The following is a 14,471-nucleotide window of genomic DNA, read 5'->3' on the forward strand; positions in this document are numbered from 1 at the left end:
AAAATTCAGTGGATTAAATCTCAATACAAAACTACTTTTTCAGTGCAAATAATCTTTTTCTCACTCCGAGCACGAGCAATGTATAATCCTTTCATTTCGTGGTTATATAGGTTTATTGTCAATGGATTTACAGATTCTGCAAAAGCAGTTAGATGAAAGTAGCCATTGTCCATTGTGCCAAGCATCCATGTTCTGGATTGAAGCTGAGCAATACTCACAAGAATTCCAATTTCATGAATGTAGTCATTGCCAACATCGTGTATTTAAAAGTGACAGCAGACTGAATTGCCATTGTGCTCAATGCACCGCTCAGCGCAAAAAACAAACTCAACAAACCATTTTACAAGAACAACGTAAATACAAAGTCAAAGATGAAGTGATTTATAGCCTGAATCAACTCAGCTTTATGCATAAATTATTTTTACTAAGTTTGTTGGACAGTTATGCTCGTGAAGATGTACAGCATGATGAATTCATCCACTGGAAGAACATTAAATATCATGATTTCACCCCCAATTATTTATTTCAAAATCAACTCGTTCAAGAGTTACTCAAATTAGGCATATTTAAATCACAAGATTCGAGCCTAGAAACAGAACATTTTTATCTTAATCTTCGGCTTGATGGTTATTCTGATCCGAGTTTATTTAGTGTAACCCAACAATTGCGCCATTGGTTTTATGAGAATCTAAGTTTAGGTATTCCCTTCAAAACGACAGATGAAGTTAAAGATGCTTTGTATTTGATTCTTTATCAAGAAATCGTCCAGTTCATGCAATTTTATTGTAGAACTTGGGGCATTCAAATCGCTGGCAATCGCTCATTTCAAGCCTTTTGCTATCGTCTGATGGAAGGGCTCGCAGTGGGTCAAATTTTTTACTTAATTCAAACTGCGTTAGAGTACCTCTATAAGCAAAAAGCATTGCAGGCAAGAAACGATAAATTTATTAATACCAACTTACTCAAAAAGACATTAGAACAATATCGTGAACGCGCTTTGGCTGAACGTTGGGAAACCACGACATTACCTCGCCCATACACCATTCCATTTAGTAAAATGAGCGAAGTATTATTATTTAAATTTTTGGGTTATGACGAGAGTGTTTTTATTCAGCCTGTCTGGAAATCTTGGCGCAAGATCGAACCTCGTTTAAATTTTTATGCAGTAAAGCGTTGCATGTATTGCGGTTCAAATGATCTTGTAGTCGATTATGATGCTACAGACTATGTATCATTGATTTGTCGTCGATGTAAGCATCAAGACCACTACTTTACGCGTTAAACTATTATTTTTTAAAATTTTTAAGGGGTGATGAATGTCACAAAAACAACAACTCATTGAGCAAGTGATTGAAGCTTGGCAAGCTCTTCAGCAACAAGCCCCATTGGTACAATGTATTACCAATAGTGTCGCCAATAATTACGTCGCAAATATCTTACTTGCAGCTGGTGCATCGCCCGCAATGATCGATAATCCATTTGAAGCAGCAGATTTTACAAACATTTGTGCAGCTTTAAGCATCAACATTGGTACACCGACGACTGAACAAACTCAAGCGATGCTCATTTCTGCTGAAACAGCACAACAGCAACAAAGACCATGGGTACTCGATCCTGTTGGCTATGGATCAATCCTGAAATGGCGTAGTGAAACTGTTGATCAATTACTTAAGTTTCAACCTACCATTATCCGCGGCAATGCCTCTGAAATTAGTACTTTAGCGGGCAGTCAAGTTCAATCTAAAGGTGTTGATAGCACATTAAACAGCCATGATGTTTATGCTCAAGCAAAAAGCTTGTTACAGCATACTGAGTGTGTTGCGATTTCTGGTGAATCTGACTATATCATTTCCAAACAATTCGATATGGTAATCAAAGTAAATGGTGGTTGCCATTTACAGCCTAAAATTACTGCAACAGGATGCGCTCTAGGTGCATTAACCGCTGCTTATCATGCAGTAACGAATTCAACCATTGCAGCGCTTGCTGCACATATTCATTTTGCGATTGCAGGCAAACTGGCTTATGAACATGCACAAACAGTTGGAAGCTTTAATGTCGCTTTTTTAGATTACATACACATGCTCGATGACAATTTAATTCAGCAATATGTAGATATTGAAATTTTATAATTCAGCTCTGCTTAATTAGCAGAGCTTGAGAGCTATTTCAGTAATAAATAAATGTCTGTGATCAAATCACATTCATCTACATCATGAACAAAGTTGTGGTAGTGAAAAAAGACGGGAAAATCCCCTACTTCACGTGCTGATTGTGGCAACCAGTCCCGATATAGATAGTAAACACTGTCTTTAATATGATCGTGACTGCCCAAATGCCGAATAACGGCATAGCTGCCTTTGGGAAGAGTACCTGTGCTTACACCGTATGTATTTTCAGGTATATCCGCCGTGATTGTTCCAGCAATATCAAAACGGAATTCATCACTTAAAGTCTGTTCAGGGTCAGAAAATGGAATACCGTAGGTGCGGCTTTTTGCTATAGGAGATAATCCCGTTTCTTTGCGCCACTGAATAAATTGTGCTGCCGTTTCAAATACACGTTTTGGTGCACCGTGATGAGAAATAAATGCGATTTTCTCTTCTGCTCTTTCTACAATATTAACGTTCATCATGATTTCTCTCGGAGGTAAATAAAAAATAAACCTTTCATGCCAAGATAGCCAATGGGGCTGTTCTCTAAAAGCACTTGGGGTTTGATCAAATGAACGTTTAAAAGCGCGGCTAAATGCTTCAGGGCTATCAAAACCAGACTGTAAAGCAATATCAATAATTTTGGTGTCTGTACAAAATGCAAGTTGAAATGAGGCTCGTTTTAAACGACACAACTGAATAAACTTCATCAGATTCACACCTGTATTCGCTACAAAAATGCGATGAAAATGAAATTTAGATAGTGATGCAACTTGACTCAACGTATTCAGATCTAGCTCATCATCTAGATGTTGCTGGATGTACTCACATACACGTTGCAACTTCTGATCATATAGCGACATACATTTAACTCAATTCATTTGATGAAAGCTAATTTGCAAGATTCATATCCTGTAAACTTGATCAGAATTGCGGATTTTCAAATCAAATTAAATCGTCGCCTTAAAATAATTCTCTTTTGGCATATCAATCACTTCAACACATAATTGAATTGAATATTCAGCCTCATTTTTTAGATAATCTTTTTGTTCTAACAATCGGAGTAATGCCTCACCTGCTGCTTGCTTCTGAACTTGGGTTCGTCCACTCAAAATATAAAGTTTTAGATGAACATAAGCTTCTTGATGATCCTCCAACCCAATTAAAAATACCTCATCTTTAAAAACACGAGACTTAATATCATTTACGCTAAACAGCTCAGTTTTAAGCAACACTGTATTTAGGTCTTTGAGCAATTCTAGCGGATCTAACGCTGTTAAATTTGCTGAATAGTGAACAATCATATGAGGCATTTGATTCGCCCTATTCAACAAACAATAAAGCTAAACGGACTTGATCATAAGCCATACGTGGACTTGTAGCTTCCACAATTGGACGTAACTTAATTGAACCATCATCGGTAAAATGTTCTGGATTTTTACGTTTATGCAAACGTTTATAAATTTTGCGGACTTCTTCAACCACGTCATCACCAGGATTGGCAATGGAAATATCTAATCCTTGCTCTTTATGCAATCGCGCGAGATGGTTAATAATCGTTGCAGGCGTTAGCCCTCGCTCATGCGCGATATCTTCAATTTCATATCCATCTTCAAATAAAGCACGCGTTTCCTCTAAAGTCGCTGCTGCATAATTCTGTTTTTCGCCTTTCGAAAGTTTTTTCTCGTTGCGTGCAATTTCAGTTGCATTCAGCGTGCCGCCACAATGACGAATAAAGGCATTATGCTGTGGGGTTAGATCAATATTTTCAAAATTCACTTCTGCTTCGGTTGATAATTCCTGAAAACGGCGGTCTGCTTTAATTGCTAAACTATCCAACTCAAGTGCTTGTTCATTAAACCCAAGCAATTTCAGTCCAGTCAGTGACTTTAATCGAGACAAAGCCACATAACCCTGACCTTTTTCAAAAGTATGCGTTAAATTAATTTCTGCTGCTTCTAAAGTCATACCCTGACTTTTATGAATGGTAATCGCCCACGCCAAACGTAAAGGAATTTGCTGATAACTTGCAATCACCTTGCCTGCTTCATTTTCAATTGACCATGTTTCTGGCTCAACAAGTAATGTCGTTCCATCTGTCAATTTGACCTTTGGTAAAATCCCTTGTTTATCATCTTCCTCAAAACCAATGACCTCACCTAAGCTGCCATTGATATAACCCATATCGAAGTTATTTTTGACAAACATTACTTTGGCATGCTTTTTAAGGGTCAATTCTTCAGGTGCGCGTACTGAAGATTTTAAGGTTTCGATTAATTTGTCGTTGCCATCGACAACCGCATTGAATTGGTGGCTTTCATTCTCAATTTCGTTGAGATGCTGATAATTGATGTTATCCACATCCATATTATGTGTGTATAAACGGGTAAAGGTTTCACCAATATCGTGCTGACGAGATTGCTGTAATGCGAAAATATGATTCTGCTGAATGCTCTGTGCTCGAATCGCATTTAATATCTGATTTAAAATTTCATCATCCTGACGATGCTGTTCCGTTAAATAGCAAACACGGAATTTTGCTTCAACCCATGCCTCAGACATAAAGCAAAATTTATCCCGATTGCTTTCATCTTTTCTACCCACAGGTGGTAACTGGAAAAAATCACCCGCAACAATGACTTGAATCCCACCAAAAGCCTCATCACTTTCTTTAAAGTATTTAAGCACCTGATTAACCAAATTGAGTTGTTTGGCATGCAACATTGAAATTTCATCAATAATTAAGACTTGGGCATTTTCTAAATGCTCTTTTAAATATTTACGCTCTTTCATTCGTTTGAGGTCATCATCACTCAAACGATCTTTAATCCCAATCCCTGCCCATGTATGAATGGTCATTCCATTCATATGCGTAGCCGCGATCCCTGTAGAAGCCGTAATCGCAACGGGGACTTTTCGCGCTTTAAGATAGTGAATATATTGATTAAGCGTATAGGTTTTTCCTGCACCCGCGGAACCTGTTAAAAAAACATTTTCCCCAGCTTTAAGTAACTTCAGTGCAGTCTCTTGTTTCATAATTTCGTCAGTCAAAAACAACAGCACATAGCTTAACGATTTTTTTGTAAAAGTAAAAACTCAAACTGATTTTGAGAACTGTTTGTATCTCACTTTTACATTGACATCCAAACATTTTCATTTAATGTGTTTCTTAATTAATTCAGATTAGATATAAAAATGAACAGTTTAAATTCATATAAATATCAAAAAGATATATTAGGAGAAGATTATCAGCAACTCACTTTAAATTTTGCTGATGATTATGATGGGAAAGTCGTTGCAACATTAGTTCGCAAGAAAGCAGTTCAAGCCACCAAGAAAGCAGTTCTATATATTCATGGTTTTTCTGACTACTTTTTCCAAACAGAAATGGCAGAACAATTTAACCAGCATGGTTATGATTTTTATGCACTTGACCTCAGAAAATACGGACGCTCAAAATTACCGCATCAGAAGTTTTATTATATTCTAGACCTTCGTGAATATGATGCTGAGATCAGTAAAGCACTCGAAATTATTGGTCAAGAAAATCACAATCAAGTTTTACTTGCTGGGCACTCAACGGGCGGCTTAATTACAACGCTCTACGCCGCACATTACCCAGATCATCGCCTGATTAAAGCACTATGGACCAATAGTCCTTTTTATGATTTTTATAAAAGTGTCGTCGAAAAAAAAATGGGAATCCCTTTACTCGGTAGGGTTGGCAAACGTTTACCAAATGCAAAATTCCCAAGTGGCTTAAATCAATGGTATACACCAAGCCTACATAAAGATTTCTATGGTGAATGGGATTTCAACTTAAATTGGAAACCCAAATCACTCCCTTTTGTTCATTTATGTTTTGTACGTGCGATCCACAAAGCACAAAAAGAAATCCATCGCGGTATTAGTTTAAATATTCCAACCTTGATTATGCATTCACACCAATCCAAATATCCAAAAAAATGGGGTGTTGATGCACAGCAAAGTGATGTGATTTTAGATGTCAAAGATATGACACACAATGCAAAGAAAATGAAAGGTGATGTACAAACCTTAGCAATCAAAAATGGCTTACATGATTTGGTCTTGTCTGCACCGCCTGTGCGAGAGAAAGTCTATCAAGATTTATTTTCTTGGCTCGAACAAAAAATGCCTTAATTAAGCTCTATTTATAGTGATTACTCAGATTATGGATACTTCAATTTCTTTACCTAAAACAGTTTATGCAATTCAGCATCTTGCCTTTGAAGATTTAGGTTCATTAGAAGATATTTTTTATCAACTCGGTTTTCGTGTTCGTTATTTCGAAGCAGGTGTAGATGATCTTAAACCCGCTTTAAATTATGAAGGTCTTACCATTATTCTTGGTGGACCAATTGGTGTTTATGAAACTGAAGACTACCCTTTTCTTATAGAAGAGATTGAAGGCCTCAAGCAACGCTTGAATGCGAATAAACCAACTATTGGTATTTGTTTAGGTGCACAATTAATCGCACACGCATTAGGTGCAAAAGTTTACGCAGGTCATCAAAAAGAAATTGGTTGGAGTCAGTTGGAAATCAAAGCCGTTGAGCATAATCCCTTATCTGCACTTGAAAACACTGAAGTTCTGCATTGGCACGGCGATACATTTGATTTACCACCTCATGCGACATTACTTGCAAGCTCGGCAATTTATCCCAATCAGGCATTTTCTATCGGGAATAACATCTTAGCTTTACAATTTCATCTTGAGATAAACCAACACAGTTTTGAGAAATGGCTCATTGGGCATACGTGTGAAATACGGCATGCAGGCTTATCAATTCCTCAGTTACGACAAGATAATTTAAATTATGCAGCGCAATTGGAAAGGCAATGCCGAACAATTGTCCAAACATTTTTAGATAAAATAAATAATTAAATCCATATAACCACTCAAATTGCATATGCTTGTCACAGCCGATAATTATATCAATTGAGTGGTTTTAAGCAAAAAATACACTGAAAATATTACACTTTTCAAACTTTCCTTACATAATCACACATTAAGACCAATAACAGACGACATTACAATCAAGCTATTTTTGGATAAGACAATAGAATATGAGCATTCATCTTATTTTAGCTGGACTATAGAATATGCTTAAGCTGATAAAGAGTTTTCACTCTATCAATACCTATTTATTCATATCTGTTCTTCTACTTATTTCAATGGTAATTTATTTTTATCACATCAATCCATAAATGATTCATCTAAAAAACCCAACTTCTAAAGCTGGGTTTTTAGATGAATACTATTATAAAATTTATAAATATTAAGAACGAATATAAATCCCTGATTGAAACTTACTTCTTCTCAGCCTTAAAACTATCTTTAAGATCAAGAATACGGTTAAACACAGGTTTTTCAACTTGATGATCATGTTGATCTGCAACAAAATAACCTTCACGCTCAAACTGGAAACGATCTTCTGGCTTCGCTTGTGCTAATGCAGGTTCAATCACAGCCTGTACCACGTTCAATGATTCAGGATTTAGATTTGCCAAGAAATCATCCGTCGCATCTGGTGCTGCTTCAGTAAATAAACGATCGTAAATACGAATTTCAGCAGGTATACCTTTCGTTGCAGAGACCCAATGAATGACCCCTTTGACTTTACGACCTTCAGGGTTTTTGCCTAACGTTTCAGGATCAATTGAACATTTAAGCTCAATTACTTCACCATTGGCATCTTTGATTACTTCATCACACTTGATCACATAAGCATGGCGTAAACGCACTTCGCCTTCTGGAATCAAACGTTTAAAGCCTTTTGGTGCAACCTCTTCAAAGTCTTTACGATCAATATAGATTTCACGTGTTAACGGAATAACGCGTTCACCCATATCAACATTTGGATGACGTGAATGAGTTAAATCTAATTCTTCAGGTAAATTGGTCAAGGTTACTTTTAATGGATTCAGTACAGCCATGCCACGTGCTGCTGCATTTTCCAAAGACTGACGAATACAGAACTCAAGCATTGCAACATCCACAATACCATCTGTTTTCGATACACCCACACGCTTACAGAAATCTCGTAAACCTTCTGGGGTAAAACCACGGCGACGCATCCCCACTACGGTTGGCATACGCGGATCATCCCAACCTTGTACATGGTTACCCTCAACCAATTTACGCAATTTACGTTTAGAAGTAATGGTGTAATCGATATTTAAACGTGATGACTCATATTGACGCGGTACAGCAGGAGAATGAACTTTCTCCACAACCCAATCATAGAATGGACGGTGATCTTGGAACTCTAAAGTACAGAGTGAATGGGTAATCCCTTCAATTGCATCTGACAATGGATGAGCATAGTCATACATTGGATACATTTTCCACTTATCACCTGTTTGATGATGCTCTGAATGCAATACGCGGTAAAGAATCGGGTCACGCATATGTACATTCGGGCTTGCCATATCAATTTTGGCACGTAAAACAGCACCACCTTCTTGGATTTCACCATTACGCATTTGTTCGAAACGCGCTAAGTTTTCCTCAACTGTAGCATCACGATATGGCGAGTTTTTACCTAACTCAATGAAACTACCACGATTCAACTTAATTTCTTCAGGTGTTTGCAAGTCCACATAGGCATCCCCCTGTTCAATTAATTGAACAGCCCACGTGTAAAGTTGATCGAAATAACTTGATGCATAGCGAGGCTCACCATTCCAGTTAAAACCTAACCACTTCACATCATTGGCAATACCATCAACATATTCTTGTTCTTCGGCATCTGGGTTTGTATCATCAAAACGTAAATTACATAAACCGTCGAATTCTTCAGCAATACCAAAGTTGAGACAAATCGCTTTGACATGACCAATATGTAGATAACCATTTGGCTCAGGTGGAAAACGAGTCACAACTTTTTGAGTACGACCTTGATTTAAGTCATCTGTAATCACTTGACGTACAAAATCCAAGCCTGCCTGTTGTTCTTGCTGCGCGGCGTCGACAGTGGTTTGAGTATTCGGTGTCGGGGTCTTTGGCAGTTCTGAAACAACATCATTTGGCTTCATAGGGTGTAAATCACTTCTTACAGTTAAAAAAAATAGGAAATAAAACGCAATCTTTGCTTTTTCTGAAAGATTTTAACGTTTTTTACTTGCCTTGTAGTTTACAGTTTGCTTATGCTTCTCTCAACCAAAAACCCATGGTCACAAGCCCATGTTTAGGAGATTAATGTAATGAGTTTTCCTCAAGTCGAATTAAATACCAACAAAGGTCGTATTGTTCTTGAGCTTAACGCTGAAAAAGCACCAAAAACGGTTGCAAATTTCTTAGAATATGTACGCGACGGTTTCTATGACGGCGTAATTTTCCACCGTGTGATTGATGGTTTTATGATCCAAGGTGGTGGCATGGACGAAAACTTCAAAGAAAAAGCAACACGTGACTCAATCGAAAATGAAGCTGACAACGGCTTAAGCAACGATGAAGGCACAATTGCTATGGCACGTACGCAAGCTCCTCATTCTGCATCAGCTCAATTTTTTATCAACGTAAAAAATAACTCTTTCTTAAACCACACAGCGCCAACTGCACAAGGCTGGGGTTATGCGGTATTTGGTAAAGTTGTAGAAGGTATGGATGTTGTAGCTGCAATTAAAGGTGTGCGTACTGGTAACCGTGGTTACCATGCAGATGTTCCTTTAGAGAACGTTGTGATTGAATCAGCTAAAATTATTGCTGAGTAATAATCCCTCCTAACCTCCTTTTATAAAGGGAGGAAAGTCCCTCTTTTTAAAGAGGGATTTAGGGAGATTAAAAGGAAAAAAGTGTGACCTACCTGTTTATTTCAGATCTACACTTGTCACCTGATCACCCTCGACTCGTTCGAGGGTTTTTGGCTTTATTGAAAGAGTATCAAAATAAAAATACCCAACTTTATATTCTAGGTGATTGGTTTAATGCTTGGATTGGTGATGATTACACTGCGCCATGGTTAGATGAAATTGTCAGCGCTTTACAAGTATTCGCTGAAGCAGGCAATCAAGTGTATTTCCAAGTGGGTAATCGAGATTTTGCCTTAGGTCAAAAATTCTTAAAGCAATTTAACGGTATTCTATTACCTGATGTTTATATACTCGAAATTGATCACAAAAAATTTCGACTCGAACACGGTGATGCCTTATGCACAGACGATATTGCCTATCAACGTTTTCGCAAAGTAATTCGCAACCCCATTTTACTCGGTTTCTTAAAACGTACTCCTTTGAGTTTTAGACAAAAACTTGCTAATGGTTTCCGTAAGAAAAGTAGTGAAACTAAGCAAATGAAAAGCTATGATATTATGGATGTGAATACACAAGCAGTAGAATCAGTCATCACACCTGTCGATTATTTAATTCATGGACATACTCATCGTCCAGACATTCACCATGTACTCAACAAACAACGTATTGTTTTAGGTGATTGGCGAGAAAGAACAAATGAAGCCGTAATTTTAGAGATTGCTTTTCATAGAAAACCGAAAATTATTCATTGGAATATACCTTAAGCAGTATTAATTTCAACTTGTACGAATATTGCATTATCATTTACTATATTCAAACGATATTATGATGATTCCTAAAATATGAGTCTAAATCTCAAAAAATATAATGTTATTTTTTTCATTTTTTTGTGCTTACTTTTCACGAGTAGTTTTCTCGAACTAGATGATGATTTAGCCCACATAACACAGCAATATTCCACATTACTTGTGTTAGTTGGCCTGATCAGCTTCTCATGTATGGTTTATGATATTTTATACTTAATTTACAACCACCATACTAAAAAATTTATTTTCTCCAAAGAAAACAAAGCATTGGCTCACAAAATAAAATCATTGAATTACGAAGAAAAAAACATTTTATCTATATACATTAATAATAAAATCCAAGAGAAAGCATTAAATCCAAATGATAGTGCTGTTGGATGGTTAGAGTCTGTCAAATTTATTATTTATACAGGAAAAATAGAAGGTCATAAAAAAATCTTTCGAATTGATCCGACACTCGCAAAATATTTGCAACTAAATCCAAATATACTCTATTAGTTATGACTCTGTTATTATAATTTGTATAATTTTTTGGTTTATTCTCAATGGATACTTTAGCTACAGCAAAAACACGTTACGCCACAAAAGCTTATGATGCAGAGAAAAAAATTCCTCATACACAATTTGAAAAACTTTTAGAAGTATTACGTCTCAGCCCTTCTTCCGTAAATATTCAACCTTGGCATTTTTTAATTGCTGAAACAGATGAAGCTAAACAACGTATTGCATCAGCTTTAACAGGCAATTACATCTATAACGCGGCTAAAGTTCTAAACTCTTCCCACACCTTAGTATTTTGCACGCGTACTGATATTTCTGCTGAATACTTAGAACAATTATTACAGCAAGATGAGTTAAGTGGTCGTTTTAAAGATGAAACTGCCAAACAAGGTCAACGTGACACACGCCAAGGCTATGTTGAATTTTATCGTAATGAATTGAAAAATCTTCCTGCATGGATGGAAAATCAAACCTATCTAGCACTTGGGCAACTGCTTTTTGCTGCAGGACTAGAAGGAATCGACGCAACACCAATGGAAGGATTTGATAGAGACCTTATTAATCAAGAATTTGATTTAGCTGAAAAAGGCTTAAAAGCATCTGTAATTGTATCGCTTGGTTATCGCAGTGAAACGGACTTTAATGCAAAATTACCTAAATCACGACTATCTGATGAGGTTGTTTTTACACGTTTGTAATAATCATTCACCCAATGGGAGTGACTCAATTTACTCCCATTGTTTTAATTCATCATTGCTTTAGCCAATAACATGACTGCAACAATACCACTGATTAATCCAATCCAGGTATAAGCTTTTAAACGTTCTTTAAATAATACTACGCCACTAAGCACGCCAAGTAACACGACAAGAATATTCATACCAGCAAAGACAATGGCTGGGGTTTCTTTGAAAATCATATGTGCTTTAACATACAAAGCAATATTTGCAAAATTCAGTACACCCAAACATAATCCCATAAAAATGTTTTTAGGTTGCCAATTCGGTTGAGTGATGGCGATATAAATGATAGATAAAATAAAGGCTGTAATAAAAGTTAAATTTAGCGTGACCGCAAACTGTAAACCTAAACTACTGCTATATTTTAGTAATACATCAATAGCTGCATAACCCGCCCAAACACTAAACAAAAATAAGGCTGATTTTAAGCTCATGCCTTTACTTGCCTGCTCGGTGGCCTGTCCGATAATGATCGCTAAAATTGCAATAATTCCAAAAACGACCCCAATTAATTTTAATTGGCTAAATTGCTCACCAAAAACAAAATAAGCTGCTAATAACGACAATATCACCGCTAAACGTTGGGCAATTTCAGTTTTTAAGATACCAGCAAATTGTAGGGACTTGGCTAAGCATAAAAATATACTTGGTAATAATAGACCTAAAACAAGAATTAACCACCAAGGCGTATTATTGAGAGAAATATGAGTAATATCGGTTTTAAACCAATAAAAGCATAAAAGACTGGCGCTCAAATAATTCCATGCAATGATTTGAAAAACATCAAAACCTTTTGCTTTTAGATATTTCAAAAGAATCGAGACCAATACACTACAACATGCAGCTGCAACAATCATTTCCATAGTTTTTTCTAGCTATCTAAAAACACACAAAAAAAAGCCAGTCTATTATTAGACTGGCTTTTTTAAAAGATCATAGATCAATTAACGATTATTTTCGTCTTCTTGACCATCTTCAAATTTAGTTTCGCTATCGAAGCCACCTTGATGACCAAAGCCACCTTGACCGCCAAAGCCACCTTGACCACCGAAGCCACCTTGACCACCGAAGCCGCCTTGACCACCGAAGCCACCTTGACCACCGAAGCCACCTTGACCGCCGAAGCCACCACCTTGACCGCCAAATCCACCTTGACCGCCAAATCCGCCAGTAGAACCTTGACCACCGAAGCCACCAGTAGCACCTTGAGCTGGGAAGCCACCAGTAGCACCTTGAGCACCAGCTGGACGTGGATTACGTGCAGGAACAACTGTAGAAATCGCGTGTTTATAAACCATTTGGCTTACAGTGTTTTTTAATAAAACTACATATTGGTCAAACGACTCGATATGCCCCTGTAATTTAATACCGTTCACGAGGAAAATAGAAACTGGAATACGTTCTTTACGGAGAGAATTTAAGAACGGATCTTGTAAAGTTTGACCTTTAGACATTTTTAACTCCAAAAAAATTTTAAATCAGCGCAAAAAAACTATCTTTATTTTTCAGCTAAAAATTATAAAAAGACAGCCTGCGAATTTTGCTTTATCCAAAGAAGTTTCGCAAGTCTTCTTTCGCCTGCTTTATCGTGATGTAAGTTTTAAAATCGTGTATTTCTTGCAAAGAACGTAACCAAGTGTATTGACGTTTGGCAAGTTGCCGTGTCGCAAATAATGCTTTGTTCTCCATTTCTACTTTATTTTTGAGACTTAGGTCACTTTTTAATAAAAAATCTAAAGCTTGACGATAACCCACAGACCGCATGGATGGTAAATTATCATTTAAATCGTATTTTTTAATTAATTCCTCTACTTCATTTAAAAATCCAATACTCCACATTTTGCTTAAACGTTGCTCAATGCGTAGATGTAATTCTACCCGATCTGGCATCAATGCGTAATTATGAAATTTGTAACGATATGGTTGATTTTTAGGCTGCTCTGCCTGTAGTTTTGTTATTGGTTCACCTGTAATTCGGTAAACTTCTAATGCCCTAATAATTCTTTGTTTATCTGAAACTTTGAACTTTTGTCCAGCAATTGGATCAACAGAAGCCAATTCATCATAAACAGACTGCCAGCCTTCAAGATCAGCTTTAGTAAGAATCGCATCACGAATACTTTGATCCGCATTTGGCAGATTATCAGCTAATCCTTCAAGTAGCGATTTAAAATATAGCATTGTGCCGCCCACTAAAATTGGTGTTTTGCCACGCGAATGCATGTCATCAATTAATGGGCAAACATCTTCAACAAATTGTGCTGCTGAGTATACGTCCAATGGAGTAATAATATCGATTAAGTGATGCGGATATTGTTGTTGCTCTTCTTTTGTGGGTTTAGCAGTCCCAATATCCATATCTTTATAAACTAAAGCTGAATCCACAGAAATCAATTCGAAATTACCGCGTTCATAGAGTTCGCATGCCAATGCTGTTTTACCACTTGCGGTAGGCCCCATTAGATTGATGACGGGCAATTGATTTGACATGTAAA

Annotated in this window: 15 protein-coding genes; 8 read left to right on the forward strand and 7 right to left on the reverse strand. The window is 36.9% G+C overall.

Going from position 1 to position 14,471, the window contains the following annotated elements; translation table 11 throughout:
* The first annotated feature begins 121 nt into the window (after positions 1-121).
* Positions 122-1,282: a hypothetical protein gene (locus ACN19N_RS09725; protein ID WP_293745557.1), complete on the forward strand. Its 1,161-nt coding sequence runs from the start codon at positions 122-124 to the stop codon at positions 1,280-1,282.
* Between the two features lie 34 nt (positions 1,283-1,316).
* Positions 1,317-2,132, forward strand: coding sequence for a hydroxyethylthiazole kinase (gene thiM / locus ACN19N_RS09730; RefSeq protein WP_420001224.1), 816 nt, complete (start codon positions 1,317-1,319; stop codon positions 2,130-2,132).
* A gap of 32 nt (positions 2,133-2,164) precedes the next feature.
* Here thiM and ACN19N_RS09735 read toward each other — a convergent pair whose 3' ends face one another.
* From ACN19N_RS09735 to ACN19N_RS09745, 3 genes are all read right to left on the reverse strand, one after another.
* The gene (locus tag ACN19N_RS09735) at positions 2,165-3,016 is read right to left on the reverse strand and encodes an AraC family transcriptional regulator (protein ID WP_420001225.1); all 852 of its coding nucleotides are present in this window, start codon (positions 3,014-3,016) and stop codon (positions 2,165-2,167) included.
* Between the two features lie 87 nt (positions 3,017-3,103).
* A complete protein-coding gene (locus ACN19N_RS09740) occupies positions 3,104-3,466 on the reverse strand; it encodes a 5-carboxymethyl-2-hydroxymuconate Delta-isomerase (RefSeq protein ID WP_420001226.1) in 363 nt (120 codons plus the stop codon).
* A gap of 10 nt (positions 3,467-3,476) precedes the next feature.
* On the reverse strand, positions 3,477-5,189 hold the full coding sequence (locus ACN19N_RS09745) for an AAA family ATPase (RefSeq protein ID WP_420002375.1): 1,713 nt from the start codon (positions 5,187-5,189) through the stop codon (positions 3,477-3,479).
* Between the two features lie 159 nt (positions 5,190-5,348).
* Here ACN19N_RS09745 and ACN19N_RS09750 point away from each other — a divergent pair, with 159 nt between their 5' ends.
* On the forward strand, positions 5,349-6,314 hold the full coding sequence (locus tag ACN19N_RS09750) for an alpha/beta hydrolase (RefSeq protein ID WP_269238162.1): 966 nt from the start codon (positions 5,349-5,351) through the stop codon (positions 6,312-6,314).
* A gap of 31 nt (positions 6,315-6,345) precedes the next feature.
* The gene (locus ACN19N_RS09755) at positions 6,346-7,059 is read left to right on the forward strand and encodes a glutamine amidotransferase (RefSeq protein WP_420001227.1); all 714 of its coding nucleotides are present in this window, start codon (positions 6,346-6,348) and stop codon (positions 7,057-7,059) included.
* A 425-nt stretch (positions 7,060-7,484) separates the two neighbouring features.
* Here ACN19N_RS09755 and ACN19N_RS09760 read toward each other — a convergent pair whose 3' ends face one another.
* Positions 7,485-9,212, reverse strand: a complete 1,728-nt coding sequence (locus ACN19N_RS09760; protein ID WP_269230052.1) for a glutamine--tRNA ligase/YqeY domain fusion protein — start codon at positions 9,210-9,212, stop codon at positions 7,485-7,487.
* Positions 9,213-9,380: 168 nt separating this feature from the next.
* Here ACN19N_RS09760 and ACN19N_RS09765 point away from each other — a divergent pair, with 168 nt between their 5' ends.
* The 4 genes from ACN19N_RS09765 (at position 9,381) to nfsB (ending at position 11,934) form a co-directional block, all read left to right on the forward strand.
* Positions 9,381-9,890: a peptidylprolyl isomerase gene (locus ACN19N_RS09765; RefSeq protein ID WP_087547167.1), complete on the forward strand. Its 510-nt coding sequence runs from the start codon at positions 9,381-9,383 to the stop codon at positions 9,888-9,890.
* An 83-nt stretch (positions 9,891-9,973) separates the two neighbouring features.
* A complete protein-coding gene (locus tag ACN19N_RS09770) occupies positions 9,974-10,693 on the forward strand; it encodes a UDP-2,3-diacylglucosamine diphosphatase (protein ID WP_420001228.1) in 720 nt (239 codons plus the stop codon).
* Positions 10,694-10,771: 78 nt separating this feature from the next.
* Positions 10,772-11,233 (forward strand): super-infection exclusion protein B, encoded by a 462-nt coding sequence (locus ACN19N_RS09775; RefSeq protein WP_420001229.1) that lies wholly within the window; start codon positions 10,772-10,774, stop codon positions 11,231-11,233.
* 47 nt (positions 11,234-11,280) lie between these two features.
* A complete protein-coding gene (gene nfsB / locus ACN19N_RS09780) occupies positions 11,281-11,934 on the forward strand; it encodes an oxygen-insensitive NAD(P)H nitroreductase (RefSeq protein WP_420001230.1) in 654 nt (217 codons plus the stop codon).
* Between the two features lie 44 nt (positions 11,935-11,978).
* Here the strand turns inward: nfsB and ACN19N_RS09785 are convergent, their stop codons facing one another.
* From ACN19N_RS09785 to miaA, 3 genes are all read right to left on the reverse strand, one after another.
* Entirely contained in the window at positions 11,979-12,839 is an 861-nt protein-coding gene (locus tag ACN19N_RS09785) for an EamA family transporter (protein WP_420001231.1), read from the reverse strand.
* A gap of 81 nt (positions 12,840-12,920) precedes the next feature.
* Positions 12,921-13,430, reverse strand: a complete 510-nt coding sequence (gene hfq / locus ACN19N_RS09790) for an RNA chaperone Hfq (protein WP_213072475.1) — start codon at positions 13,428-13,430, stop codon at positions 12,921-12,923.
* 91 nt (positions 13,431-13,521) lie between these two features.
* Positions 13,522-14,466 carry a tRNA (adenosine(37)-N6)-dimethylallyltransferase MiaA gene (miaA, locus tag ACN19N_RS09795; RefSeq protein WP_420001232.1) on the reverse strand — a complete coding sequence of 315 codons (945 nt, stop codon included), beginning with the start codon at positions 14,464-14,466 and terminating at the stop codon, positions 13,522-13,524.
* Between the last annotated feature and the right edge of the window lie 5 nt (positions 14,467-14,471).

This window comes from Acinetobacter sp. LF10 (assembly GCF_048585715.1).
Taxonomy (GTDB): domain Bacteria; phylum Pseudomonadota; class Gammaproteobacteria; order Pseudomonadales; family Moraxellaceae; genus Acinetobacter.